The organism is Solimonas sp. SE-A11, assembly GCF_030345715.1.
Lineage (GTDB): Bacteria > Pseudomonadota > Gammaproteobacteria > Nevskiales > Nevskiaceae > Solimonas_A.
Genome location: NZ_JAUASX010000006.1, coordinates 130,988 through 154,999, shown reverse-complemented (window position 1 = coordinate 154,999; position 24,012 = coordinate 130,988). Strand labels below are relative to the sequence as shown.

25 protein-coding genes are annotated in these 24,012 nt (G+C 68.7%); 7 read left to right on the top strand and 18 right to left on the bottom strand.

Annotated features, from left to right (window positions below; all coding sequences use genetic code 11):
- The first annotated feature begins 64 nt into the window (after window positions 1-64).
- From dusB to QT386_RS09245, 3 genes are read left to right on the top strand one after another with little or no spacing between them, the layout of a single operon-like run.
- Window positions 65-1,045 carry a tRNA dihydrouridine synthase DusB gene (gene dusB, locus QT386_RS09255; RefSeq protein ID WP_367401414.1) on the top strand — a complete coding sequence of 327 codons (981 nt, stop codon included), beginning with the start codon at window positions 65-67 and terminating at the stop codon, window positions 1,043-1,045.
- Entirely contained in the window at window positions 1,045-2,040 is a 996-nt protein-coding gene (locus QT386_RS09250; protein WP_289273463.1) for a hydrolase, read from the top strand. Before dusB ends, QT386_RS09250 begins: the two co-directional genes overlap by 1 nt.
- A 31-nt stretch (window positions 2,041-2,071) precedes the next feature.
- A complete protein-coding gene (locus QT386_RS09245) occupies window positions 2,072-2,458 on the top strand; it encodes an MAPEG family protein (protein ID WP_289273462.1) in 387 nt (128 codons plus the stop codon).
- A gap of 52 nt (window positions 2,459-2,510) precedes the next feature.
- On the opposite strand, the gene ilvD is transcribed toward QT386_RS09245, so the two are convergent.
- Window positions 2,511-4,352: a dihydroxy-acid dehydratase gene (gene ilvD, locus QT386_RS09240; RefSeq protein ID WP_289273461.1), complete on the bottom strand. Its 1,842-nt coding sequence runs from the start codon at window positions 4,350-4,352 to the stop codon at window positions 2,511-2,513.
- A gap of 103 nt (window positions 4,353-4,455) precedes the next feature.
- Here ilvD and QT386_RS09235 point away from each other — a divergent pair, with 103 nt between their 5' ends.
- The gene (locus tag QT386_RS09235; protein ID WP_289273460.1) at window positions 4,456-5,349 is read left to right on the top strand and encodes a LysR family transcriptional regulator; all 894 of its coding nucleotides are present in this window, start codon (window positions 4,456-4,458) and stop codon (window positions 5,347-5,349) included.
- A gap of 7 nt (window positions 5,350-5,356) precedes the next feature.
- Here the strand turns inward: QT386_RS09235 and gloA are convergent, their stop codons facing one another.
- From gloA to QT386_RS09170, 13 genes are all read right to left on the bottom strand, one after another.
- On the bottom strand, window positions 5,357-5,737 hold the full coding sequence (gloA, locus tag QT386_RS09230; protein WP_289273459.1) for a lactoylglutathione lyase: 381 nt from the start codon (window positions 5,735-5,737) through the stop codon (window positions 5,357-5,359).
- A 237-nt stretch (window positions 5,738-5,974) separates the two neighbouring features.
- The gene (locus QT386_RS09225) at window positions 5,975-6,721 is read right to left on the bottom strand and encodes an SDR family oxidoreductase (protein ID WP_289273458.1); all 747 of its coding nucleotides are present in this window, start codon (window positions 6,719-6,721) and stop codon (window positions 5,975-5,977) included.
- Between the two features lie 25 nt (window positions 6,722-6,746).
- Complete coding sequence (locus QT386_RS09220) at window positions 6,747-7,562, bottom strand: SDR family oxidoreductase (RefSeq protein ID WP_289273457.1); 816 nt, start codon at window positions 7,560-7,562, stop codon at window positions 6,747-6,749.
- A gap of 85 nt (window positions 7,563-7,647) precedes the next feature.
- A complete protein-coding gene (locus tag QT386_RS09215; protein WP_289273456.1) occupies window positions 7,648-8,094 on the bottom strand; it encodes a CoA-binding protein in 447 nt (148 codons plus the stop codon).
- The gene (locus QT386_RS09210; RefSeq protein WP_289273455.1) at window positions 8,094-8,756 is read right to left on the bottom strand and encodes a bifunctional 2-polyprenyl-6-hydroxyphenol methylase/3-demethylubiquinol 3-O-methyltransferase UbiG; all 663 of its coding nucleotides are present in this window, start codon (window positions 8,754-8,756) and stop codon (window positions 8,094-8,096) included. Before QT386_RS09210 ends, QT386_RS09215 begins: the two co-directional genes overlap by 1 nt.
- 67 nt (window positions 8,757-8,823) lie before the next feature.
- Window positions 8,824-9,657: an RNA polymerase sigma factor RpoH gene (gene rpoH / locus QT386_RS09205; RefSeq protein ID WP_367401413.1), complete on the bottom strand. Its 834-nt coding sequence runs from the start codon at window positions 9,655-9,657 to the stop codon at window positions 8,824-8,826.
- Window positions 9,658-9,818: 161 nt separating this feature from the next.
- On the bottom strand, window positions 9,819-10,781 hold the full coding sequence (gene ftsX, locus QT386_RS09200) for a permease-like cell division protein FtsX (protein WP_289273453.1): 963 nt from the start codon (window positions 10,779-10,781) through the stop codon (window positions 9,819-9,821).
- Window positions 10,771-11,490 (bottom strand): cell division ATP-binding protein FtsE, encoded by a 720-nt coding sequence (gene ftsE / locus QT386_RS09195; RefSeq protein WP_367401412.1) that lies wholly within the window; start codon window positions 11,488-11,490, stop codon window positions 10,771-10,773. Before ftsE ends, ftsX begins: the two co-directional genes overlap by 11 nt.
- Before the next feature lie 156 nt (window positions 11,491-11,646).
- A complete protein-coding gene (gene ftsY / locus QT386_RS09190; RefSeq protein WP_289273451.1) occupies window positions 11,647-12,570 on the bottom strand; it encodes a signal recognition particle-docking protein FtsY in 924 nt (307 codons plus the stop codon).
- Window positions 12,567-14,570, bottom strand: a complete 2,004-nt coding sequence (locus tag QT386_RS09185) for a VTT domain-containing protein (protein ID WP_289273450.1) — start codon at window positions 14,568-14,570, stop codon at window positions 12,567-12,569. Before QT386_RS09185 ends, ftsY begins: the two co-directional genes overlap by 4 nt.
- A gap of 13 nt (window positions 14,571-14,583) precedes the next feature.
- Window positions 14,584-15,867: a glutamate-1-semialdehyde 2,1-aminomutase gene (gene hemL, locus QT386_RS09180; protein ID WP_289273449.1), complete on the bottom strand. Its 1,284-nt coding sequence runs from the start codon at window positions 15,865-15,867 to the stop codon at window positions 14,584-14,586.
- 63 nt (window positions 15,868-15,930) lie between these two features.
- A complete protein-coding gene (gene thiE / locus QT386_RS09175) occupies window positions 15,931-16,575 on the bottom strand; it encodes a thiamine phosphate synthase (protein WP_289273448.1) in 645 nt (214 codons plus the stop codon).
- Window positions 16,572-17,333: a hydroxymethylpyrimidine/phosphomethylpyrimidine kinase gene (locus QT386_RS09170; protein ID WP_289273447.1), complete on the bottom strand. Its 762-nt coding sequence runs from the start codon at window positions 17,331-17,333 to the stop codon at window positions 16,572-16,574. Before QT386_RS09170 ends, thiE begins: the two co-directional genes overlap by 4 nt.
- 372 nt (window positions 17,334-17,705) lie before the next feature.
- On the opposite strand from QT386_RS09170, the gene QT386_RS09165 reads away from it, so the two are divergent.
- Window positions 17,706-18,587, top strand: coding sequence for a hypothetical protein (locus QT386_RS09165; RefSeq protein WP_289273446.1), 882 nt, complete (start codon window positions 17,706-17,708; stop codon window positions 18,585-18,587).
- Window positions 18,588-18,592: 5 nt separating this feature from the next.
- Here the strand turns inward: QT386_RS09165 and QT386_RS09160 are convergent, their stop codons facing one another.
- From QT386_RS09160 to metK, 4 genes are all read right to left on the bottom strand, one after another.
- Window positions 18,593-19,186, bottom strand: coding sequence for a hypothetical protein (locus tag QT386_RS09160; RefSeq protein ID WP_289273445.1), 594 nt, complete (start codon window positions 19,184-19,186; stop codon window positions 18,593-18,595).
- Window positions 19,187-19,196: 10 nt separating this feature from the next.
- Entirely contained in the window at window positions 19,197-20,060 is an 864-nt protein-coding gene (gene metF / locus QT386_RS09155; RefSeq protein ID WP_289273444.1) for a methylenetetrahydrofolate reductase [NAD(P)H], read from the bottom strand.
- Between the two features lie 81 nt (window positions 20,061-20,141).
- A complete protein-coding gene (gene ahcY, locus QT386_RS09150; RefSeq protein WP_289273443.1) occupies window positions 20,142-21,587 on the bottom strand; it encodes an adenosylhomocysteinase in 1,446 nt (481 codons plus the stop codon).
- A 61-nt stretch (window positions 21,588-21,648) separates the two neighbouring features.
- The gene (gene metK, locus QT386_RS09145; protein ID WP_289273442.1) at window positions 21,649-22,866 is read right to left on the bottom strand and encodes a methionine adenosyltransferase; all 1,218 of its coding nucleotides are present in this window, start codon (window positions 22,864-22,866) and stop codon (window positions 21,649-21,651) included.
- 178 nt (window positions 22,867-23,044) lie between these two features.
- On the opposite strand from metK, the gene QT386_RS09140 reads away from it, so the two are divergent.
- Entirely contained in the window at window positions 23,045-23,611 is a 567-nt protein-coding gene (locus QT386_RS09140; protein WP_289273441.1) for a thioredoxin family protein, read from the top strand.
- A complete protein-coding gene (locus tag QT386_RS09135; protein WP_289273440.1) occupies window positions 23,611-23,943 on the top strand; it encodes a hypothetical protein in 333 nt (110 codons plus the stop codon). Before QT386_RS09140 ends, QT386_RS09135 begins: the two co-directional genes overlap by 1 nt.
- Window positions 23,944-24,012: the final 69 nt, after the last annotated feature.

The window sequence follows — 24,012 nt, the reverse complement described above, 5'->3', positions numbered from 1 at the left end:
GACGGGCCATGCCGTGACCCAGGGGGCGGCGGGTACAATGGCGGCTGTGGATAACCCGAAGTTCCTGCAGATCGGCGGCTACCGTATCGACCCGCCTGTCGTGCTCGCCCCCATGGCTGGCGTCACCGACCGGCCCTTCCGCCAGCTGTGCAAGCGGCTCGGCGCAGGCCTGGCCGTGTCCGAGATGACCACCTCCGACGCCAGCCTCTGGCACACCGAGAAGTCGCGCCTGCGCCGCGACCATGCCGGCGAGCCGGGGCCCATCTCCGTGCAGATCGCCGGCTACGACCCGGAGCAGATGGCGGAAGCGGCGCGCGTCAACGTCGACCAGGGCGCGCAGATCATCGACATCAACATGGGCTGCCCGGCCAAGAAGGTCTGCAAGGTGGACTCCGGCTCCGCGCTGATGCGCGACGAAGCCCTGGTGGGCCGCATCTGCGCCGCCGTGGTCGCCGCGGTGGACGTGCCGGTGACGCTGAAGATTCGCACCGGCTGGGCACGCGCGCACCGCAACGGCCCGGTCATCGCGCGTATCGCCGAGGACAGCGGTATCCAGTCGCTGGTGGTGCATGGTCGCACGCGCGAGGATCAGTACGAGGGCTTTGCCGAGTACGACACCATCGCCGCGATCAAGCAGGCGCTGCGCATCCCGGTGACCGCCAACGGCGACATCGACTCGCCCGAGAAGGCGAAGCAGGTGCTGGACTACACCGGCTGCGACGCCGTGATGGTGGGGCGCGCCGCGCAAGGGCGCCCCTGGATCTTCCGCGAGATCGCCCATTACCTGGCCACCGGCGAGAAGCTGCCGGCCGCGACGCGCTTCGAGCAGCGCCGCTGGCTGCTGGAGCACCTCGACGCGCTCTATGCCTTCTACGGCGAGGGCCGCGGCGTGCGCGTGGCACGCAAGCACATCCAGTGGTACTGCCAGGCCGAGCCCGGCGTGGCCGCCTTCTGGCAGGCGGTGAACCGCCTGACCGACGTCGCCGAGCAGCGCCGCTGCGTCGACGAATTCCTCAGCCAGCCGGCATTGCCCGAGGTCGCCTGATGTCCGACGACGCCCGCGTGTCCCATGGCCGCGTCATCCGCAGCGAGTTCCGCCCGCATCCGCTGCTGCGCAATCCGCACCTGCAGACCTTGAGCCCCTTCCTGCTGCGCAGCCCGCCGGAGATGCCGCTGCGGGTGGAGCGCCTGCAGACGCCGGACGGCGACTTCATTGATGTCGGCTGGAGTGGCGAGCAGAACGCCGGCGCCTCCATCGCCGTGCTGATCCACGGCCTGACCGGCGGTTTCCAGTCCAAGTACCTGCGCGGCCTGGCGCAGCGCCTGTCGGCGCAGGGCTGGCGCATCGCCATCCTGCTGCTGCGCGGTGCCGGTGAGCCCAACCTGACGCCGCGCCTGTATAACCACGGCGACACCGCCGACCTGCGCTGGCTGTGGCAGCAGTTGCACGCGCGGGAGCCGGGCGTGCGCCTGGCGGCGGTGGGCTGGTCCTTGGGCGGCAACGTGCTGCTCAAGGCCATGAGCGAGGAAGGCCATGACGCGCTGCCGGATTGCGTGGTCGCGGCCAGCGTGCCCTTCCGCCTGCACGAATGCGTCGAGCGGCTGCGCCGCGGCTTCTCGCGCATCTACCAGCAGCGCATGCTGGGCGACCTCAAGAAGGCCGTGCAGCTCAAGCACCAGAAGGTGCCGGTGCCCCCGGGCGTGGACCTGGCGGCGACGATGCGGGCCCGTGACTTCCATGAGTTCGACAACGCCTACACCGCGCCGCTCAACGGCTACCGCGATGCGCGGGACTACTACCAGCGTGCCGCCTGCGGCCAGTACCTGGACCGCATCCACCGTCAGACCCTGGTGATCAACTCGCTGGACGATCCCTTCATGACGCCGGACATCGTGCCGCGCGAGACCCAGCTGGCGCCGCAGGTGACGCTGGAACTGGCGCACACCGGCGGGCACGTCGGCTTCGTCGCCGCCGGTGCCGGAGGGCGGATGGAATTCTGGCTGGAAGCGCGCATCGCCGGCTGGCTGGGCGCGCCCTGACGGCTCAGCCCTCTGGCAACGGGAGCATCGCATGCAGCACGAATGGTTCGTCCTCTACGCCGCCCTCAATGGGCTGATCGTCACGCTGCTGGCGCTGAACGTCTCGCGCAACCGCATGAAGTATCGCGTGTCCAACGGCGATGGCGGCAAACCCGAGATGAAGGCGGCGATCCGTGCCCACGGCAACGCCGTGGAACACATCACCGTCTTCGGTCTGCTGGTGCTGGCCCTGGAGTTTGCCGCGGCGCCGGCCCTGGTGACCGGCACGCTGGTGCTGGGGTTCACCGCCTCGCGCCTGATGCATGCGGCGAGCATGCTGGGCTCGGCCTTCCGGCTGCGGCAGGCCGCTGCTGGCCTGACCTATCTGACCGAAGCCGCCGCCGTGCTGTGGCTGCTGCTGGCCTGTCTGCGCGGATAGCGCAGCACGACACGAACCGCGGCCGTGCTGACGGCCGCGGTTCGTGCGGTACTCAGCCTTCGAGCTTGCTGCGGTCGCGCACCGCGCCCTTGTCGGCGCTGGTGGCGAACGCGGCGTAGGCCTTCAGTGCGATCGACACCTTGCGTGCGCGCGGCGCGGCCGGCTTCCAGCCCTTGGCATCCTGCGCGGCGCGGCGCTGCTGCAGCACGGCGGCGTCGATCTCCAGATCGATGCGGCGGTTGGGGATGTCGATGTTGATCAGGTCGCCGTTCTCTATCAGGCCGATGGTGCCGCCTTCCGCCGCTTCCGGTGAGACGTGGCCGATCGACAGGCCCGAGGTGCCACCGGAGAAGCGGCCATCGGTCAGCAGCGCGCAGGACTTCCCGAGGCCCTTGGACTTCAGGTAGCTGGTCGGGTAGAGCATTTCCTGCATGCCGGGGCCGCCGCGCGGGCCTTCGTAGCGGATGACCACGGCGTCGCCGGCCTTCACCTGGCCGCCGAGGATCGCTTCGACCGCGGCATCTTGGCTTTCGAACACCACGGCCGGGCCGCGGAACTTGAGGATGCTCTCGTCCACGCCGGCGGTCTTCACGATGCAGCCGCGCTCGGCGAGGTTGCCGTACAGCACCGCCAGGCCGCCGTCGGCGCTGTAGGCCGTCGGCGCGGCGCGGATGCAGCCCTTGGCGCGGTCCAGGTCCAGCGCGTCGTAGCGGCAGGACTGCGAGAAGGCCTGCTGCGTCGGGATGCCGGCCGGGCCGGCGCGGAAGAATTCATGCACCTCGACGTCGCGGGTGCGCACGATGTCCCAGGCCTCCAGGGCCTCGGCCAGCGTGGCGCTGTGCACGGTCGGCACGTCGGTGTGCAGCAGGCCGGCGCGGTCCATCTCGCCCAGGATCGCCATCACGCCGCCGGCGCGATGCACGTCCTCCATGTGGTAGTGGCTGGACGGCGCCACCTTGCACAGCGTCGGCACGCGGCGCGACAGGCGGTCAATGTCCTGCATGCTGAAGTCGATCTCGCCTTCCTGCGCGGCGGCTAGCAGGTGCAGCACGGTGTTGGTGGAGCCGCCCATGGCGATGTCCAGCGACATGGCGTTCTCGAACGCCGCCTTGCTGGCGATGTTGCGCGGCAGCACGCTCTCGTCGCCATCACGGTAGTAGCGGTTGGCGAGACCGACGATGCGCTGGCCGGCGCGGCGGAACAGCTGCTCGCGGTCGGCGTGCGTGGCCACCAGCGAGCCGTTGCCCGGCTGCGACAGGCCCAGCGCCTCGGTCAGGCAGTTCATCGAGTTGGCGGTGAACATGCCGGAGCAGGAGCCGCAGGTGGGGCAGGCCGAGCGCTCGATCTTGTCCACGTCTGCGTCGGAGACGTTGCTGTCGGCCGCGGCCACCATGGCGTCGACCAGGTCCAGCGGGATGACCTTGTCGGCCAGCTTGGTCTTGCCGGCTTCCATCGGGCCACCGGAGACGAAGATCACCGGGATGTTGAGGCGCAGGGCGGCCATCAGCATGCCGGGGGTGATCTTGTCGCAGTTGGAGATGCACACCAGGGCGTCGGCGGTGTGCGCATTGCACATGTACTCCACGGCGTCGGCGATCAGCTCGCGTGAGGGCAGGCTGTAGAGCATGCCGTCATGGCCCATGGCGATGCCGTCGTCCACGGCGATGGTGTTGAACTCCTTGCCCACGCCGCCGGCCTTCTCGATCTCCGAGATCACCATCTGGCCCAGGTCCTTGAGGTGGACGTGGCCGGGCACGAACTGCGTGAACGAGTTGGCCACAGCGATGATCGGCTTGCCGAAGTCGCCGTCCTTCATGCCGGTGGCGCGCCACAGTGCGCGGGCACCCGCCATGTTGCGGCCGGCGGTGCTGGTACGGGAGCGGAGGACGGGCATACGGTTTTCCTGGGTTGTAGGGCCTTGGGGCTGCGGATTCTGCCGATAGTCATCTATACTAGCAAATACGAAAATACATGGTTTGGTATAGGGTTTTCGAATAGTGGATATCCGGCAGTTGCGCTACTTCGTCGCCGTGGCCGAGGAGAAGAACTTCTCGCGTGCCGCCGAGCGGCTGCACGTCTCGCAGCCGCCGCTGTCCACCCAGGTCAAGGCGCTGGAAGGCGAGCTGGGCGTCGAGCTGTTCCGGCGCAGCAACCGCGGCGTGGCGCTGACGGTGGCCGGGCAGCTGTTCTACGACGAGGTGCGGATCGTGCTGCGGCGGCTCGAGCAGGCACGGCTGAAGGCGCAGAGCGCCGGCCGCGGCGACATCGGCCTGCTGGCGGTGGGCTTCGTGTCGATCGTGGACTACGGCGTGCTGCCGCCGACGCTGAAGCGCTTCCGCGCGCAGTTCCCGGGGGTGGAGGTGGAGCTGCACGAGTTCACCACCGACGCGCAGATCAAGGAGATCCGCGCGGGGCGCCTGGATCTGGGCATCGGCATCGGCCCGGTGGAAGAGCCGGACCTGGTGTTCGAGGCGATCTGGCGCGAGAAGCTGGTGCTGGCGGCGCCGGCGGGCCATCCGCTGCTGCGGCGCGAGGGGCCGGTGTCGTTGGCGGCGCTGGCCAACGAGAGCTTCGTCATCACGCCGCGCGACGTCGCCGCCGGCCTGCACGACCTGATCGTGGAGACCTGCCGCGAGCAGGGGTTCACGCCGCGCATCACACAGCGGGCGCGCCAGATGCAGACCATCATCAGCCTGGTGGCCAGCGGCATGGGTTTCGCGCTGGTGCCGGAGTCGGTGCGCAACCTGCAGCGCAGCGGCGTGCAGTACCGTAGCCTGCGTGGCGCCAGCGCGCGCATCGAGCTGGGCATCCTGCGGTCGCGCGACGACGCCAACCCGCCGGCGGAGCACTTCACGGCCGTGCTGAAGGATGCCGTGGCGGCGGGTGCCTGAGGCCGGCCTAGGCCTTGCGCTGGATGAACTCGACCTTGTAGCCGTCCGGGTCCTCGACGAAGGCGATCACGGTGCTGCCGTGCTTCATGGGGCCAGCCTCGCGCGTCACGCGGCCGCCACGGGCCTTGACCCGCTCGCAGGCGGCGTAGGCGTCTTCCACTTCCAGCGCGACGTGGCCGTAGGCGGTGCCCAGCTCGTACTTTTCGACGCCCCAGTTGTGCGTCAGCTCCAGCTCGGCCCCGCCGTCGCCGAAGCCGAGGAAGGCCAGCGTGAACTTGCCGTCCGGGTAGTCCTGGCGGCTCAGCAGCTTCATGTCGAGCACGGCGGTGTAGAAGGCGATGGAGCGATCGAGATCGCCGACGCGGAGCATGGTATGCAGGATTTTCATGGGTGTCTCACCGCGATGCGTGATGCCGTTCGTGCTGAGCCTGTCGAAGGATCGAAGCATGAATGGCTGGTTCTGGTGGCGCCATCCATGGCGAGATTTCAGTTCGCCCATTTTACCCCTGCCCGGCCATCCATGGCCGGGCGTTCACCGGCGTGGAGTGCCATTCAAGGCACTCCACGACAACCCCGGCTCACCCCTTCGACAGGCTCAGGGCGAACGGAAATCTCGTGGGCGCGGCTACGCCATCTTGGACACGGCCGACAGCGGCAGCCGCTTCATCAGGAAACCCAGCGCCGCCCAGGGCCAGCGCGGCACCGAGGCCTCCGCCGGCTCGCGCTCGATGGCGGCCACCAGGGCGCGGCAGCCGGTCTCGGTGTCGACCATGAACGGCGTCTTCTTCACCTTCTCGTTGATCTCCGAGCGGATGTAGCCCGGGAAGATGGTGCTGACCTTGATCGGCGTGCGCAGCAGGTCGGCGCGGATGCCCTCGGCCAGCGCCGCCACGGCGGCCTTACTGGCGGCGTAGGTGGTGAGGTTGCGCGGCATGCCGCGGATGGCGCTCATCGAGGAGATCATCACCAGGTGGCCGGCCTTCTGCGCGCGGAAGATTTCCACCGCGGCTTCGCACTGCGCCAGCGCCGCGACGAAGTTGGTCTCGGCGGTCTTGCGGTTGGCGTGGAAGTAGCCGGTGCCCACCGGCTGGCCCTTGCCGATGCCGGCATTGACGATCACGCGGTCCAGGATGCCGAACTCGTCGCGGAAGGCCTTGAATACCTCGAAGACCTGCTCGTACTGGTTTACGTCGAGCGCGCGGATCGACACGCGGATGCCGGGGTGAGCGGCTTCCAGTTCCGCCTTCAGTTCTTCCAGGCGGTCGGTGCGGCGCGCGCAGAGCGCGAGGTTGCGGCTGGCCTTGGCGAACTCCCGCGCCATGCCGCGGCCGAGACCGGAAGAGGCGCCGGTGATGAGGATGGTTTTGCGCATCGGTGTATTCCCTGTTGCTTGCGGTTCAGCGGGCCCGCCGCGGCGCCATCATGCGGCCGGCTTCGCGGCGCACCGCGGCGGAGAAGGCGCGCCAGGGCAGCAGGCGCTTGGCCATCCAGGCGACGTAGCCGCGGCGATGGGTGACGATGCGGAAGCGGCCCTGGGCCACGCCGTCGAACACCTGGTCGGCGATCTCGTCGGCGCCGACGCGGGCGCGGGTCACCAGCTTGCGCGTGAGCGCCGCCACCTGGTCGTCGCTGGCGCGCAGCGAGTCGGCCAGGTTGGTGCGGAAGAAGTCCGGGCAGACCACGGACACGCCGATGCGGTCGGTGGCCAGTTCCACCGCCAGCACCTCGGACAGCGCCACGACGGCGGCCTTGGTGGCGCAGTAGGCGGCCATCTTCGGAGGATGGATCAGGCCTGCCATGGAGGCCACGTTGATGAAGTAGCCGCGGCCCTGCGCGCGGAACAGCGGCGTGAACACCTTGCAGCCGCGCGCCACGCCGAGCAGGTTGATGTCGGTGATCCATTCCCAGTCGCGCATCGGCAGCTCGCCGATGCCGCCGGCCACGGCGACGCCGGCGTTGTTCACCACCACGTCGATGCCGCCCCAGTGGTACTGCAGCCAGTCGGCCGCCGCCTGCAGGTCGGCTTCGCGGCGCACGTCGCAGTTCAGGTAGTGCCCGCCACCGCCGTACTGGGCCAGGGAAGCCACGGTCTCGGCACCCCTGGCGGGGTCGATGTCGGCGACGCAGACGCGCCAGCCCTCGCGGGCATAGCGTTCGGCCAGGGCCCGGCCGAGGCCGGAGGCGCCGCCGGTGATGAAGATGCGCTGTTGCATGCTGGGTCTCCGCAGGGAGGCTGGGGAATGGCGCCGATGGTAGTCGCCCGCGCGGGCGCTGTGGACGGCGCCAGGGACAAGGCGGCTACCTTCTTGCGTGCCAGTGCCGGTACTCCACCATCAGGCAGTGGTCCTGCACCACGTCGATGCCCTCGCGCGCCAGCCGCTCGGCCACGGCGTCGTGGCGGATGCCGGTCTGCAACCAGACGGCGGCGGGTCGCTTGGCGAGGATGTCGTCGAGATGGCCGGGGATGTCGACCGGACGACGGAACACGTCGACCAGGTCGATGTCGCCGGGGATGTCGGCCAGACGGCGGTAGACGGGCTCGCCGAGGATGCTCTGCAACTGCGGTTCGTGCAGGTCCACCGGCACGATCTGCAGGCCCATGTCCTTCAGCGCCGCCGGCACGTAGTGCGCCGGGCGGTCGGCCAGGCGCTCGCTGCGCATGCCCAACACGGCGACGCGGCGCAGGCGCGCCAGCAGGGCCTCGATCTGCGCGGGGGTGGTGAGCAGGTGGTCTTGCCAGTTCATCAAGCGGTCTCCGTGGGGCCGGCGTCGAGCAGCAGCGAGGCCGGCGCGCCGGTGTGGGGATGGATCGGTTCGTGGGTCACGATATTGCCCCAGTCGGCTTCGTGCAGCGCGGTCAGCCAGGCGGCGCGCGAGCGGAAATACCAGGGCATGGCGGCGGGAAAGCCGGAGCCGAAGGCCTCGAAGCGCTCCTCGCGCCAGCCTTCGCCCTCGGCCTCGCCGGGATGCAGGGTCTGGATCAGCAGCCGGCCCGAAGGGGCCCGCAGCGCGTGCAGGGCGCGCAGCAGCGCCGGCAGGCGGTCGTCGAGCAAGGCGAAGTTGCAGACCAGCAGGTCGTGGCGGCCGAGGCGCGCCGGGTCGAGCTGCTCGTAGCCCATCACCTCGTAGCGCGCACCGCCGGCCGCGCGCGCGGCCTCGATCAGGGGCGCCGCGGCGTCGATGCCGAGGGCGTCGATGCCCTCGGCCGCCGCGGCGCGGCACAGCCAGCCTTCGCCGCAGCCGAGATCCAGCAGGCGGGCGGGGCGGTGGCGCCGGATGGCGGCGAGGATCGCGGCGTCGGTGGCCAGGCGGCGGCTTTCGATGCGGCCCTCGCGCACGGCGGCGGTCCAGCCGGCGGCGTTGTGGATCCAGCTTTGCTGCAGGCGGGTGGCCTTGTCGTCCGCCATGGGGCTCCTCGGCGCCAAAGAAAAGGCCCGCGCATGGCGCGGGCCCGGGTTCACGCGCAGCCTGGCGTCAGGCGGCTTCCAGCTCGATGGCCTTGCGCAGCTTCTTCATCGCCGCGCTCTCGATCTGGCGCACGCGCTCGGCCGAGATGCCGTACTTGTCGGCCAGTTCCTGCAGCCCGGCCTTCTCGCCTTCGTGCAGCCAGCGGCGGTAGACGATGTCGCGGGCGCGGTCGTCGAGGCCGGTCAGGGCGTCGCGCAGGCGGTCTTCCTGCTGCTCCTGCCACTCGGCTTCTTCCATCTCGGCGAACTCGTCGCGGTTGTCGGCGAGCCAGTCCTCGGGCACATAGCCTTCCTCGCCGTCGGCCGGGGTGATGCTGAAGGAAACGTCGGCGCCGCCCAGGCGGGCCTCCATCTGCTCCACTTCCTCCGGCTTGACCTTGAGGTCCGCGGCGATGGCCTCGACTTCGTTGCGGTTCATCCAGCCCAGGCGCTGCTTGGCCGAGCGCAGGTTGAAGAACAGCTTGCGCTGCGCCTTGGTGGTGGCGATCTTCACGATGCGCCAGTTCTTCAGGATGTACTCGTGGATTTCGGCCTTGATCCAGTGCACCGCGAAGGAGATCAGGCGCACGCCGACGTCCGGGTCGAAGCGCTTGACCGCCTTCATCAGGCCGACGTTGCCTTCCTGCACCAGGTCGCCCAGCGGCAGGCCATAGCCCATGTAGCCACGGGCGATGTGCACGACGAAACGCAGGTTGTGCAGCACCAGTTGCTGGGCGGCGCCCAAGTCCTGGTCGTCGCGCAGCTTTTCGGCCAGGCGGCGCTCATCCTCGGCGCTCAGCACCGGCAGATGGTTGACCGACGAAATATAGGCGTCGAGGCTGCCCGTCAGCGGCGAAAGCATCGTGGGCTGGCGGAGCGCGACGGCCTTGACGGCAGCAGTCTGTGTCATGTGAATCACTCCCTTCGTTGAGGCCATGTTAGCACTCGGAAGATTGGAGTGCTAAGCCCCCTGGAAGTTCCAGGATCAGGCCCCATATGGGAACAAGCCATTGATTTGCAAGGCTACTGCGGCTGAATATGGGCCAGGTGACGCCAGACGGTGATCCAGGCGCCGATCCAGCCCAGCACGATGCCGGTCAGCAGCAGCAGCAGGCTGGAGCCAAAGGACAGGCCGCTGAGCGTGAACGTGCTGTCGTACAGCGAGGCCAGGGTCTCGCTGGGGCCGGACAGGGCCAGGGTGCCGGCCAGGACCAGGACCAGCGCGAAGACGCTGCCGGCCAGGCCGTACCAGAAGCCGGTATAGAGGAAGGGCCGGCGGATGAAGCTGTCGGGCGCGCCGATCAGCTTCATGACGCTGATCTCCTCGCGCCGTGCCTCGATGTCCAGGCGGATGGTATTGCCCACGGTGACCACCACGGCGATGCCCAGCAGCAGGCCAACGATGAACACCGCGCGGTCGATGATGCCGAGGATGGCGTAAAGCCGCTCCAGCCACTTCTGGTCGAGCTTGGCCAGGTCCACCTCGGGCAGCCGCGTCAGCTCGCCCAACAGCACTTCCACCTGCAGCTTGTTGCGCCCGCGTTCCGGGGTTACCGCGATCACCGCCGGCAGCGGGTTGTCCTGCAGCACGTCCAGGGCTTCGCCGAAGCCGGACTGGCTGCGGAACTCGGCCAGCGACTGCTCGCGCGAGACGTAGCGCGTGGCCTGCACGCCGGGCCGGTCGCGAATCTCCCGCGCCAGGGCGGCGCCGCGCTCGCTGCTGACCGAGTCCTTCAGGAACAGCGACAGCTGCAGGGAGTCCTGCCAGCTATAGGAGATCTTGCTGAGGTTCTGGGTCAGCACGTGCATGCCCGCCGGCAGCGCCAGCGCCACGCCGATCACCAGGGCGGTCAGCAGCGTGCCGACCGGATTGCGCCCGAGCTTGCCCAGCGAGAAGAAGAAGACGCGGGTGTGCTCCTGCGTCAGCCGCTTCATCAGCGGCAATGGCTGTACCTGCAGGTTGGACTCTGCCTGGTCAGCGGCCACGGAGGTCCTCCCCAGGGAAGGGCGGCAGGTCGTTCATGGCCGGGGTGCGCGGGCGCCGCGCCGTGATCTTGCCGCCGTCGAGGTGGATGATCCGGTGTGGCATGTGCACGATCAGGTGCAGGGCATGCGTGGCGATCAGCACGCTGACCCCCACCTGGTTGAAGCGCTCGAACAGCTTCATCACTTCCTTCGACATCTCCGGGTCGAGGTTGCCGGTCGGCTCGTCGGCCAGGATCAGCGCCGGCTTGGAGACGATGGCGCGGGCGATGCCCACGCGCTGCTGCTCGCCGCCCGACAGGGTCAGCGGCGAGGACTTCTCCCGGTTGAGCAGGCCCACCGCGTCCAGCGCGGCGCGCACGCGGCGCTGCACGTCGCTGTAGGCGAAACCGCGGATCACCAGCGGCAGCGCCACGTTGTCGAACACGGTGCGGTCGTACAGCAGGTTGAAGTTCTGAAACACCATGCCGATGCGCTGGCGGAACGGCGCGATGTCGCCGCCCTTGAGCGAGGCCAGGTTGACGTCGTCCACCATGACCTGGCCGCGGGTGGGCTTGCACAGCAGGCCGACCAGGCGCAGCAGCGTGGTCTTGCCGGCGCCGCTGGAGCCGGTGACGAAGGCCATCTCGCCGCGGCCCAGGGAGAAGGTCACGTCGGACAGCACGTCCTTGCCGCCCGGATAGCGGTAGCCCACCTGGTTGAAATGGATGATGTCGGTCACTGGACAGCCGGGAATCGGAAATCGTTTGACCGACGGGAATCGGGAATCGGGAATCGGGAATCGTCAAAGAAGGTCGCGGGAAGCGCAGGTTCTTTTTCTTTTTTCTTTGCTTTCACGATTCTCGATTCCCGGCTTTGCAACGGACCTTCATTCCCCAATCAAAGCTTCCGCGTACGCCTCGGCGTCGAACGGCTCCAGGTCCTCGGCCCCCTCGCCGAGACCGACGAAGCGGACCGGCAGGGCCATGCGTCGGGCGATCGCCAGCAGGATACCGCCCTTCGCGGTGCCGTCCAACTTGGTGATGGCCAGGCCGGTAAGGCCGATCGCTTCGTGGAACTGGATGGCCTGGGTCAGGGCATTGCCGCCGGTGGTGGCATCCACCACCAGCAGTACTTCGTGAGGGGCATAGGGATCGTGCTTCTGCAGCACGCGCTTGATCTTGCGCAGCTCCTCCATCAGGTGGCTCTGTGTGTGCAGGCGTCCGGCGGTGTCGGCGATGATCACGTCCACGCCCCTGGACTTGGCCGACTGCACGGCGTCGAAGATCACGCTGGCGGAATCGGCGCCCTCTCCCTGGGACAGGATCGGCACGTCCACCCGCCTGGCCCAGGTTTCCAGCTGCTGCACGGCGGCGGCGCGGAAGGTATCGCCCGCCGCCAGCATCACCGACTTGCCCTCGCGCTTGAAGCGCAGGGCCAGCTTGCCGATGGTGGTGGTCTTGCCGACGCCGTTCACTCCGGCCACGAACAGGATGTAGGGCTTGATGAAGGGGGGAATCTGCAGAGGCTTGGCGATCGGGGCCAGCAGTTCCACCAGCGCGGCCTTGAGCGAGGCGCGCAGCTGCTTCTCGTTCTTGATGCGGCCCAGGTTGATGTCGGTCTGCAGGCGCTCTATCAGCCATTGCGTGGCCTCGACGCCGGCATCGGCCAGCAGCAGGCGCGTTTCCAGTTCCTCCAGTGCATCGGGGCTTAGGACGTCGGCCTTGAAAAACGTGCCGATGTCGCGTGTCAGCCAGGAATCGCCCTTGTTGAGGCGCGCGCGGAAGCGGCCGATGGCGGAGTCGTTGCTCACGGAGTGGTTCCCTGGGGCTCGGTCTTGGATTCGTCGGTCTTCAGGCGCCACACCGCGCCGGCACCGAGCACGCGCGTGCCCGGCAGGCTGCCGAGCAGCTGCGGCAGCGGCACGGCGGTGCGCAGGTAGACGGGGTAGCGCAGCAGGCGATAGACACTGCGCGCCTGCTGTTCGGCGATGTAGCCGATCCAGATCGGCTCGCCGTCGGCAGTCTTGTAACCGGTGGGCCAGAGTCGCAGCAGGTACTGACGCGTATCGTCGCCCGGCATCGGCAGGCGCAGCACCAGGGCCTGGTGGCGGCCGGCATTGACCTGCGGCAGCACCGGCAGCTCCTCCACCACCGTGTCCGGGGCCAGCCAGCGCAGGCCGTTCTGCAGGCTCAGCGGTGCAGTCTGCTGCCAGCCCTGCTCCAGCAGCTGTGCCTCGATCCGGTCGAGGTCGCCGGCCCACTGCAGGTTGAAGGGCTGGCGCTCGCGGCCGAACAGGTTCTGGCGCTGCGAGCGCAGCTTCTGGTAGCCCGAGCGCGCCCAGTCGTCGATCTGCATGATGCTGAGCGTGCGCTGCGGCAGCGGCTCCTGCGCCAGGCCGCGGTCATCGGACCACTGCAGGCTGGCGGCCAGCACGAACACCGCCAGCACCGGCAGCACGAAGCGGCGGCCGCTGACCTTCTCCGGCTGGTGGCGGCGGTAGCCCAGGCCCAGCAGCGCCGTCCAGGCGACGCCGATGCCCAGCGAGAACACCGCGATGCTCCACCACTGCACGCCCAGGTACAGCTGTGCCAGCAGGATCAGCAGCACCAGCGCAGCGCTGACGCCATAGATCATCACGCGCGTGCCGGTGCGTCGGCCGGTGGCGAGCAGCACCGGCAGGAAGGAATAGATCACCGTGGACAGCACCAGGTCCACGGCGTGGTAGCCATTGGGCTCGAAGCTGCCGAACTGGCGGAACGGTGGCGGAATCTTGGGCACCAGGTACAGGCCCACCGAGATCAGCGAAGCGAAGCCCAGCGCGCCCAGCCAGTGCGCGGTGGCGCGGCCCTTGCGCGCGATCAGCAGGGCCAGGAACACGATTGTCGCCAGCGGCAGGTAGACCGGCCATTCGCCCAGCTGCAGCAGGGCCTGCGCCAGGGCAATGCCCCAGGGGCTGTGCAACTCGCGCAAGGCCTGGAACACGGCGACGTCCATCGACCTCGGATCGGGGCTGATGCCGGGCGCGGCCCAGAAATACAGGAAGGCACCGCCGACGGCGAGCAGGGCCAGCGCCATCAGCGCCAGCACCGGGGTCTCCGGCTGGTCCGGGTCGGCCAGGGCGGCGCCGAAGCGGCCCAGGCGGCGGTGGCGGCGGCTCCAGTCCAGCAGGGCCCCGATCCAGTCCTCGGCGCGCTTCTGCAACTGGCCGATCACCAGGCCGGTCAGGGCGATCACCAGCCAGACGAACAGGGCCAGCAGCAGGATCAGCAGGGCCAGGCGCCCGGCGACCTCGGCGGCCAGTCCCAGCGAGGCGCCGAACACCATGCCCGGCAGGATATAGGCCAATGCCCAGGCCAGTGCGGCGATGCCGTCAGTGACCAGGAACAGCCAGGCCGGCATGCCGGCGGCGCCGGCCAGTGCCGGCGTGACCGAGCGCACCGGCCCGAGGAAGCGCGCCAGCATCACGCCCTTGCCGCCGTGGCGGTCGAAGAAGCGGCGCGCGTTGTTGAGAATCTCGGGGTAGCGCGCCATCAGCTGGCTTTCGAACAGGCGATTGCCGTAGCGGCGGCCCAGCCAGAAAGACAGCGCATCGCCCGCCAGGGCCCCGGCGGCGGCGATCACCACGGTGAGCCACAGGTCCAGCGAGCCCAGGGCAATCAGTGCGCCCACGGCGAACAGCATGACGCCCGCCGGCACGAAGGCGCCGAGGATGAAGATCGCGTCGACCATCGCCACCACGAACAGCAGGACCTGCGCCCACATCGGGTGGGCGTTGATCCAGTCGTACAGCAGCTGGACGTATTCGCTCATGACCTAGCGAGGCCTATCGCGCAAGCGCAAAGGCCTCGCGGGCGGCCGCCAGTGTGGTCTCGATCTCGGCCTCGCCGTGCATCGACGAAACGAATCCGGCCTCGTAGGCCGAGGGCGCCAGGTACACGCCGCGCTCGAGCATGGCGTGGAAGAAGCGCTTGAAGCGCTCCGCGTCGCTGGCCATGACGTCCTTGAAGGTGCGGATCTGGGTGGCGGAGGTGAAGTACAGGCCGAACATGCTGCCGACCTGCGTCGTGAGGAAGGGGATGCCCGCCGCGTCGGCGGCCTGCTTCAGGCCGGCCAGCAGTTTCGCGGTGGTAGCTTCCAGGCGTGCGTAGAGCGCCGTGTCGTCGAGCAGGCGCAGCGTCGCCAGGCCCGCGGCCATCGCCAGCGGATTGCCGGACAGCGTGCCGGCCTGGTAGACCGGGCCGATGGGCGCCAGCTTCTGCATCACGTCGCGCCGGCCGCCGAAGGCCCCCACCGGCAGGCCGCCGCCGATGATCTTGCCGAGCGTAAGCAAGTCGGGGCGCACGCCATAGAGCCCGGCGGCGCCGGTGGGACCCACTCGGAAGCCGGTCATCACCTCGTCGAAGATCAGCAACGCGCCGTCGCGGTCGCAGATCTCGCGCAGGCCCTGCAGGAAGTCCGCGTCCGGCGGCACGCAGTTCATGTTGCCGGCCACCGGCTCCACGATCACGCCGGCGATCTGTCCGGCGTGTGCGCGAAACAGCGCCTCGACCGAGGCCAGGTCATTGAATTGCGCGGTGAGCGTGTACTTGGCCAGGTCCGCCGGCACGCCCGGCGAGGTCGGCACGCCGAAGGTCAGCAGGCCGGAGCCGGCCTTCACCAGCAGGGCGTCGCCGTGGCCGTGGTAGCAGCCCTCGAACTTCAGGATGTAGTCGCGGCCGGTGGCGCCGCGCGCCAGGCGCAGCGCCGACATGGTGGCCTCGGTGCCGCTGTTGCACATGCGCACCATTTCCAGCGCGGGCAGGCGGCGCGACAGCAGCTCCGCCATCTCGATCTCGGCCTCGGTGGGCGCGCCGTAGGAGATGCCGGTCTCCAGCTGGCGGCGGATCTCGGCCAGCACCTGCGGGTGCTGGTGGCCGAGGATCATCGGGCCCCAGGAGCCGACGTAGTCGACGTAGCGCTGGCCGTCGGCGTCGGTGATCCAGGCGCCGTCGGCGGCGGCGATGAAGCGCGGCGTGCCGCCGACCGCGCGGAAGGCGCGGACCGGCGAGTTCACGCCGCCGGGGATGGTCTGCTGTGCGCGGGCGAAGAGTTCTTCTGAGCGGCTCATGGCGGCGGTCTTGGAGGCCTGCTGCAAAACGGTGCAGGCCGTCGGAAATGAAGGAGCGAGAGTCTAGCCGAACAGGCGTGAATACTCCCGCGCACGGGCTTCGACATCGGTCGCTCCAAAAATTCCCTCGACCGCCGCCGCCATGTCGGCGCCGGCAGCGATCAGGGGGGCGGTATTGGAGGGCAGCAGCCCGCCGATGACGCAGATCGGCAGGCCGATCGCGGCGCGGGCCGCCTGCAGCAGCGCCAGGTCGGCCTGCGGCGCGTCAGGTTTGGTGCCGGACTCGAAGAAGCGTCCGAAGGCCACGTAGTTTGCCCCGGCCGCAGCCGCGGCACGGGCGCGCTCCAGGGAATTGGCGCAGCTCACGCCGATGATCGCGCGCGGCCCCAGGCGGCGGCGGGCCTCGGCCAGTGGCGCGTCGGCGGCGCCGACGTGCACGCCGTCGGCGTCCACCGCCTCGGCCAGGGCCGGGTCGTCGTTGACGATGAACAGCGCGCCGAACTCGTGGCACAGGCCGCGCAGCGCATGGGCGTTGCGCTCGCGCGTGGCGGCGTCGTGCCACTTGTCGCGGTACTGCAGCAGGCGCGCACCGCCGGCCAGGGCCTCGGCGGCGGACGCCACCAGCCGGCCCGGCGAGCGGCAGATGGCCTCGGAGGTGATCGCATAGAGGCCGCGCAGCGGCGCGGACAGGGGGGGCAGGTGCTTCATGCGGCGCGCCGTCCGGGAATCAGGCGTCCGCCGCCCACGGCGTAGGCGCGGGACAGCGCGCCGTGGGTATAGGCCTGCGCGCCTTCCAGCGCCTCGGCCACCGGCTTGCCCGCCGCCAGCAGGGCGGCGATGGCGGCGGCCAACGTGCAGCCGGCGCCGTGGAAGCGCTGTGGCAGGCGGGGCCACTCGAAGTCGCGGGGTGGCCGGCCGGCCTGGTACCAGGTGTTGACGACGTTGCCGCCGGGCTCGTCGCCGCGCGTCACCAGCAGGTGGGCGAGGCCGGTAGCCAGCAGGGCGGCGCCGTCCTCGCCACCGCCCAGCAGGCGAGCCTCGGCGGCATTCGGGGTCAGCACCGTGACCTGCGGCAGCAGCCGTTCCTTGACCGCCAGCAGCAGCTCGCTGCGGACCAGATGGGCGCCGCCACCGGCGCGCAGCACCGGATCCAGCACCACGGGAACCTGCAGGCGGCGGATGCAGTCGAGGATGGGGTCGAGCTGCGCGGCGTCGCCAAGAAGGCCGATCTTGATGGCCCCGATGTGGCAGTCCGCCAGCAGGACTTCGATCTGGGCCGCCATCAGGATCGGCGGCACCGCCGCAACGCGCTGGACGTTGGAGGTGTCCTGCACGGTATTGGCGGTAATGACGCCCAGGGCATGGCCTCCCAGTGCCCCGATCGCCTCGATGTCGGCGGTGAGGCCGGCGCCGCCGGTGGGATCGTGGCCGGACAGGCACAGCACGCAGGGTGGGGACATTTTCATGCGGGAAGTTTAGCGGCAGCCGGGTGGCGATCCGGTGTCCCGCCTTCCTTTATGCACAGCAGTCAAGGGACTCTGCCACAAGGCCCGTGGTAGCGACTTTTTTCTGCAAGAATGCTGTAAGAATCACGCAAGTCATTGATTGGAAAATAGGATGCGGAGTGGATACAAAATGTTCCGACGGTAAAAATGCCAGGCAGGGTGGCTACTTAGGGTAGTGACCAGAATATTGCCCACAAACTTATCCACAGATTTTGTGGATGCTTCGATAATTTCCAGCCTCAGCAGTCACTTGCGCCCATGAATTCATGTAACAGGTGGTCCGCCGTATGCAAATCGTTTGATAGATTCGCACGGATCGCGGCACTCTCGCTGATGCCGGCGATGATGGCGCCGGTGGCCATGGCCGAGCCCGCTCCCGCCGCCTTCGAGGCTTTGACCACGGTGAAGGATCGGGAGTTGCCGGAGCTTTCCGGACTGGCGGCCTCCCGGCGCTGGCCCGGCATCTACTGGGCCCACAATGACAGCGGCGATGGCCCACGGCTGTTCGCCTTCAACCGCCGTGGCCAAGTCATCGCGCGGGTCGAGGTGGAGGGCGCCGACGCGATGGACTGGGAGGACATTGCCCTCTACGAGCGCGACGGACGCAGCTGGCTGGCCGTGGGCGATATCGGCGACAACCTGGCCTTCCGCAACACAGCGACGATCTACCTGATGCCGGAGCCGGAGCTGGATGCCAGCCGCGTGGAGCCGGCGCGGCGGATCGATTTCCGCTATCCGGACGGCCCGCGGGATGCCGAGGGCCTCGCGGTGGATGCCGAGGGCGGGCATATCCTGGTGATGGAGAAGGGCGCCCCCCGGGTCGGCTTCTACCGGCTGCCCCTGGATCCCGGCCCCGGCGTGCAGACCGCCGAGCGCCTGGCCACGGTGCAGTTGCCGGTACCGGGCAAGCTGCCGCCTGCAGCTCCGCTGGCGGCACCACGGGGCCGGGTCTCGGTGACGGCGATGGACCTGTCCCGCGACGGACTGCGCCTGGCCATGATCAGCTACAGCCGGTTGTTCTGCTTCGACCGGCTGCCCGGCGAGAGCTGGGCCGAGACACTGGCGCGACCGCCGCGCGTCTGGCCGTTGCCGAAGCAGCGTGGGCTGGAGGCCATGGCGATCGAGGCTGACGGCCTCAGCGTGGTGGTGGCGCCGGAGGGCATCCCCACGCCGGTGCTGCGCGCGCGCCGGATCCTGGCTCCCCTCGCTCCCTGAGTGGCCTACCCGGGCAGCTGGCCACCCAGCCAGTGCCCGTAGACCACCAGCAGCGGCAATTGCAGCCAGAGCAGCAGCAGGTCGTAGATCTCCTGGCGGCGTACTTCGTCGTCCACCACCTGTGTCAGCAGGTGGGCGCAGGCCATGGCCAGGCCGGAAAGGGCGGCCAGCAGCAGCAGCGTCGGCAGGTCCGGCAGCAACCGAGCGCCCCGGAAGCCTGCTGCCGCCGCCAGCCAGGTGAAGACCAGCGCCACGCCGGCACCGCCTTGCAGCGGCAGGATCAGCCCCGGCGCGCGACGCAGCAGCGGGATGGCCGGCAGCAGCAGGCCCGTGAAGAACAGCCAGGTGATGAGCCGGTCGCTGCGGCCGGGCGCTGCATCGAGCAATTCCGCCGGGGAGGGCATGCCACGCAGCCCGTAGAGTGCATCGCCGGACAGCAGGATGAAGGCCATCAGGCAGAACACGCGCGCCAGCGGCAGCAGGAACCACTCCTGCCAGATCCGCAGCGGCTGGTCGCGGGTGCGCCGGTGCAGCACCTGCTCCAGCCACGCCGTCACCACGCTCAGCGCGGCGAAGACCAGGGCGGCGAGCAGGATCATCCTTCGGCGGCTAGGCGGCCGCCGGCACCGGCAGCGCGAGGTTCTTCCATAGCCGCAGCGTCGGCTCCGACTGGTTCAGCGTGTAGAAGTGCAGGCCGGGCGCGCCGTTGTCCAGCAGTGTGCGCGACAGCTGCGTCACCACGTCCAGGCCGAAGTCCAGTAGCGCCGGCTTGTCGTCCTGCAGCTGTTCCAGGCGCAGGCGGATCCAGCGCGGGATCTCGGCGCCGCAGGCGGCGGAGAAGCGCGCCAGCTGCGCGAAGTTGGTGATCGGCATGATGCCGGCGATCACCGGGATCTTGAGGCCCGCCTGCTCACAGCGATTGACGAAGTCGAAGTAGGCGTCGGCATTGAAGAAGTACTGCGTGATCGCGGCGTGCGCGCCAGCCTCCGCCTTGCGGCGGAAGTTGTCGAAGTCCTGGGCCGGCGTGACCCCCTGCGGGTGCATCTCCGGGTAGGCCGCGATCTCCAGGCGGAAATGGTCGCCGTGCTGCTCGCGGATGAACGTCACCAGCTCGCTGGCATAGCGGAACTCGCCCGGCGCCTCGTCGGGCGCAAGCCCCGGAGGCAGGTCGCCACGCAGCGCGACGATGCGCTTCACGCCGGCCTCGCGGTAGCGCTGCAGCAGTGCGGCGATGCTGGCGCGGGTGGAGCCGACGCAGGTCAGGTGCGGCGCGGCCTCGATGCCGCTGTGCTCCACCACCTGCATGATCGCCTCGTAGGTGCCGTGCTGGTCGGAACCGCCGGCGCCGTGGGTGACGGAGAAGAACGCCGGCCGTACCGACGCCAGCTTCTGCACCAGCGCCGGCAGCTTCTGCCAGCCCTCCGGCGTGCGCGGCGGGAACAGCTCGAACGAGAAGGTGATTTCCTGGGCCATGAGCGGACTTCTTTCCTGTAGGAGCGGCCGTCGGCCGCGATGCGAAGGTCGCGGCCGGCAGCCGCTCCTACATGGGGTTCATCAGTACCGGTAGTGCTCGGGCTTGTACGGGCCTTCGACCGGCACGCCGAGGTAGTCAGCCTGGGCCTGGGTCAGCGTGGTCAGCTTCACGCCGATCTGCGCCAGGTGCAGGCGTGCCACTTCCTCGTCGAGCTTCTTGGGCAGGCGGTAGACCGTCTTCTGGTAGCTGTCCTTGTTCGCCCACAGGTCCATGGCCGCCAGCGTCTGGTTGGAGAAGCTGTTGGACATCACGAAGGACGGGTGGCCGTGGGCGCAGCCCAGGTTGATCAGGCGGCCTTCGGCCAGCACGTAGATCGACTTGCCGCTGTCGGCAAAGGTGTAGCGGTCGGTCTGCGGCTTGATGGTGTCGCGCACGGCGCCGGAGGCGTTGAGGCGGTCCATCTGGATCTCGTTGTCGAAGTGGCCGATGTTGCACACCAGGGCGTTGTTCTTCATCGCCTTCATGTGCTCGAGGGTGATGATGTCCTTGTTGCCGGTGGTGGTGACATAGATATCGGCGAATTCGAGCACGTCGTCGATGGTCTTGACCTCGAAGCCTTCCATCGCGGCCTGCAGGGCATTGATCGGGTCGATCTCGGACACGATCACGCGCGCGCCCAGGCCACGCAGCGAGTGCGCCGAGCCCTTGCCCACGTCGCCGTAGCCGGCCACGAAAGCGACCTTGCCGGCGATCATCAGGTCGGTGGCGCGCTTGATGCCGTCGGCCAGCGATTCTCGGCAGCCGTAGAGGTTGTCGAACTTGCTCTTGGTGACCGAGTCGTTGACGTTGATGGCGGGTACCAGCAGCTTGCCGGCTTCCATCATCTGGTACAGGCGATGCACGCCCGTGGTGGTCTCTTCCGAGACGCCGCGCCAGTCCTTGACCACGCGGGTCCAGAAGCCCGGGCGTTCCTTGGCGACGCGCTTGAGCAGGTTCTTGATGACCTGGACTTCATGGTTGTCCGAGGGGCTGTCGACCCACTTGTCGCCGAGTTCCAGCTCGTATCCCTTGTGGATCAGCAGCGTGACGTCGCCGCCGTCGTCCACCACCAGCTCGGGGCCGGTCAGGGTGCCGTCGGCCAGCGTGTGGGTGACGCAGTCCAGCGTCAGGTCCCAGTATTCCTCCAGCGTCTCGCCCTTCCAGGCGAACACCGGGGTGCCGGCGGCGGCCACGGCTGCGGCGGCATCGTCCTGCGTCGAGAAGATGTTGCAGGACGCCCAGCGCACGGAAGCACCCAGCGCCTTGAGCGTCTCCAGCAGCACGGCCGTTTCCTTGGTCATGTGCAGGGAGCCGGTCAGGCGCACGCCCTTGAGCGGCAGCAGCGGCGCGTACTTGGCGCGGATGCTCATCAGGCCTGGCATTTCCTCCTCGGCCATGCGGATGCGCTTGCGGCCGAATTCGGCCAGGCCGATGTCGCGGATCTTGTAGTCGGGGGAGGGGGAGACGGGCTTGAGCTGGGCGTTCATGTTTGACTCCGGGGGGGTCTAAAGATTGGGGAGGCGACGGACGCCGCCTCCCCGTTGATGCTTACTTCAGCTTCTTGGCGTCGGATGCGAGCAGCTCGGCCTTGTCCGTCTTCTCCCAGGAGAAGGCGGAGTGGGTCTTGCCGTCGGCACCCTTGAATTCGAAGGGCTTGCGGCCGAAGTGGCCGTAGGAGGCGGTGGCCTGGTACATCGGGTGGATCAGGTCGAGCATCTTGATGATGCCGCCCGGGCGCAGGTCGAAGTGGCGGCGCACCAGCTTCTCCAGGGCCTGGTCGGAGACCTTGCCGGTGCCGAAGGTGGTGAGCATGATCGAGGTCGGCTCGGCCACGCCGATGGCGTAGCTGACCTGCACTTCGCAGCGGTCGGCCAGGCCCGAGGCCACGATGTTCTTGGCGACATAGCGCGCGGCGTAGGCGGCCGAACGGTCGACCTTGGAGGGGTCCTTGCCGGAGAAGGCGCCGCCGCCGTGGCGTGCCCAGCCGCCGTAGGAGTCGACGATGATCTTGCGGCCGGTCAGGCCGCAGTCGCCCACCGGGCCGCCGATGACGAAGTTGCCGGTCGGGTTGATGTGGAACTTGGTCGCCTTGCTCAGCCACTTGGCCGGCAGCACCGGCTTGATGATCTCTTCCAGCACGGCCTCGCGCAGATCCTTGAGCTTGATGCTCGGGTCATGCTGGGTGGACAGCACCACGGCGTCGATGCCGGCGACCTGGTCATCCTTGTAGCGCAGCGTGATCTGGCTCTTGGCGTCCGGGCGCAGCCAGGACAGGCCGCCCTTCTTGGCCTTGCGGATCTTGGCCTGCTGCTCCACCAGGCGGTGGGCGTAGAAGATCGGTGCCGGCATCAGGGCGCTGGTCTCGTTGCAGGCGTAGCCGAACATCAGGCCCTGGTCGCCCGCGCCGATGTCCTCGGCCGCCTTGGCCTTCTTGGCGGTGCCGTCCACGCCCATGGCGATGTCGGGCGACTGCTTGCCGATGATGTTGAGTACGCCGCAGGTGTGGCCGTCGAAGCCAACCTCGGTGTTGCTGTAGCCGATGCCGTTGACCACGCCGCGCGCAATGGCGTCGACGTCGATGTTGGCGCTGGTGGTGACCTCGCCGGCCAGCACGACCACGCCCGTCTTCACCAGGGTCTCGCAGGCGACGCGCGCGCGGGGGTCCTGGGCCAGGATCGCGTCGAGGATGGCGTCGGAGATCTGGTCCGCCATCTTGTCCGGATGGCCTTCGGAAACGGACTCGGAGGTAAACAGGTATTCGGACATCGATGCAGCCCTCGAAATGGGGTAAACGGGAGTCTCAATCCGTTTATGCGGATGAGCGGATATTGTAAAGCCTGTGGGCCGAGGTCGCCATAGGGATGAAGTCGGGGGCCCGGGGCGGCTAATCTTGCACAAAAGCCCGGCCCGCCGCGCCCGAATCCGACCAACTAAAGAGCCAAGAATGGCCCCCACACCCTCCAGCATGCTCGCCCTGGGCACTTCCGCACCGGATTTCAGCCTGCCCGACACCCTCAGCGGCAGGCGCCTGGGACTGGCCGACATCCGGGCGGAATACGCCACGCTGGTGATGTTCATCTGCAATCATTGCCCTTACGTGAAGCACGTCAACGCCGAACTGGTCCGGCTGGGGGGCGACTACCAGGGTCGCGGAGTGGGGCTGGTGGCGATCTCCTCCAACGATGCCCAGGCCTACCCCGAGGATGCACCGGGGCCGATGGCCGAGGCCGGGCGGGCCCTGGGCTATCCGTTCCCCTATCTTTACGATGAAAGCCAGGGCGTGGCGCGCGCCTACCAGGCGGCCTGCACGCCGGACTTCTTCCTGTTCGACGCCGGACTGCGGCTGGCCTACCGCGGCCGGCTGGACGATTCCACGCCGGGCAACGGCCGGCCGGTGACGGGTGCCGAACTTCGCGCGGCGCTGGATGACCTGCTGGCGGGGCGCGAGGTGGGCGAGCGCCAGCAGCCGAGCCTCGGCTGCAGCATCAAGTTCCGCAAGGGGCAGGGCTGATGGAGTTGCTGGCGCAGTTGTTCCCCGCCACGCCGCGCGGCCTGCTCAATGCCCTGCTGCTGTTCCTGCCGCCGCTGCTGATCCTGTTCCACCCGCGGCTGCGCTGGTGGTCGCGGCTGCTGTGGCTGGCCGCTACGCAGTTGTGCTGGCTGTTCGTGGCGGTCTATGCCTGGGTGCGCCTGCAGCGCTACGTCGGCGATCCGCAGATGGCGGAGTTCCCGCTGGCCGATGCGATCGGCTGGTGGAGCTTCGCGTTCCCGTGGATGGTGTATCTGGTGTTCCGGGCGCGGCGCGCGCCTGTATCCGGAAAGGACATTCCTCCCCAAGGCTGAGCGCCCTAGTAATTTCCGCTCATTTCCCAACCGCAGCGCAGACGTTATGTTGGTGCCATAACAAAAGCT

Bases quoted from the DNA above. Each gene is read 5' to 3' on its own strand.
- QT386_RS09250 (WP_289273463.1), top strand. From the start codon at position 1,045: ATGTCCGACGACGCCCGCGTGTCCCATGGCCGCGTCATCCGCAGCGAG.
- QT386_RS09245 (WP_289273462.1), top strand. From the start codon at position 2,072: ATGCAGCACGAATGGTTCGTCCTCTACGCCGCCCTCAATGGGCTGATC.
- ilvD (WP_289273461.1), bottom strand. From the start codon at position 4,352: ATGCCCGTCCTCCGCTCCCGTACCAGCACCGCCGGCCGCAACATGGCG.
- gloA (WP_289273459.1), bottom strand. From the start codon at position 5,737: ATGAAAATCCTGCATACCATGCTCCGCGTCGGCGATCTCGATCGCTCC.
- QT386_RS09225 (WP_289273458.1), bottom strand. From the start codon at position 6,721: ATGCGCAAAACCATCCTCATCACCGGCGCCTCTTCCGGTCTCGGCCGC.
- QT386_RS09220 (WP_289273457.1), bottom strand. From the start codon at position 7,562: ATGCAACAGCGCATCTTCATCACCGGCGGCGCCTCCGGCCTCGGCCGG.
- QT386_RS09215 (WP_289273456.1), bottom strand. From the start codon at position 8,094: ATGAACTGGCAAGACCACCTGCTCACCACCCCCGCGCAGATCGAGGCC.
- QT386_RS09210 (WP_289273455.1), bottom strand. From the start codon at position 8,756: ATGGCGGACGACAAGGCCACCCGCCTGCAGCAAAGCTGGATCCACAAC.
- rpoH (WP_367401413.1), bottom strand. From the start codon at position 9,657: ATGCTTTCGCCGCTGACGGGCAGCCTCGACGCCTATATTTCGTCGGTC.
- QT386_RS09185 (WP_289273450.1), bottom strand. From the start codon at position 14,570: ATGAGCGAATACGTCCAGCTGCTGTACGACTGGATCAACGCCCACCCG.
- hemL (WP_289273449.1), bottom strand. From the start codon at position 15,867: ATGAGCCGCTCAGAAGAACTCTTCGCCCGCGCACAGCAGACCATCCCC.
- thiE (WP_289273448.1), bottom strand. From the start codon at position 16,575: ATGAAGCACCTGCCCCCCCTGTCCGCGCCGCTGCGCGGCCTCTATGCG.
- QT386_RS09170 (WP_289273447.1), bottom strand. From the start codon at position 17,333: ATGAAAATGTCCCCACCCTGCGTGCTGTGCCTGTCCGGCCACGATCCC.
- QT386_RS09165 (WP_289273446.1), top strand. From the start codon at position 17,706: ATGCCGGCGATGATGGCGCCGGTGGCCATGGCCGAGCCCGCTCCCGCC.
- QT386_RS09160 (WP_289273445.1), bottom strand. From the start codon at position 19,186: ATGATCCTGCTCGCCGCCCTGGTCTTCGCCGCGCTGAGCGTGGTGACG.
- metF (WP_289273444.1), bottom strand. From the start codon at position 20,060: ATGGCCCAGGAAATCACCTTCTCGTTCGAGCTGTTCCCGCCGCGCACG.
- ahcY (WP_289273443.1), bottom strand. From the start codon at position 21,587: ATGAACGCCCAGCTCAAGCCCGTCTCCCCCTCCCCCGACTACAAGATC.
- metK (WP_289273442.1), bottom strand. From the start codon at position 22,866: ATGTCCGAATACCTGTTTACCTCCGAGTCCGTTTCCGAAGGCCATCCG.
- QT386_RS09140 (WP_289273441.1), top strand. From the start codon at position 23,045: ATGGCCCCCACACCCTCCAGCATGCTCGCCCTGGGCACTTCCGCACCG.
- QT386_RS09135 (WP_289273440.1), top strand. From the start codon at position 23,611: ATGGAGTTGCTGGCGCAGTTGTTCCCCGCCACGCCGCGCGGCCTGCTC.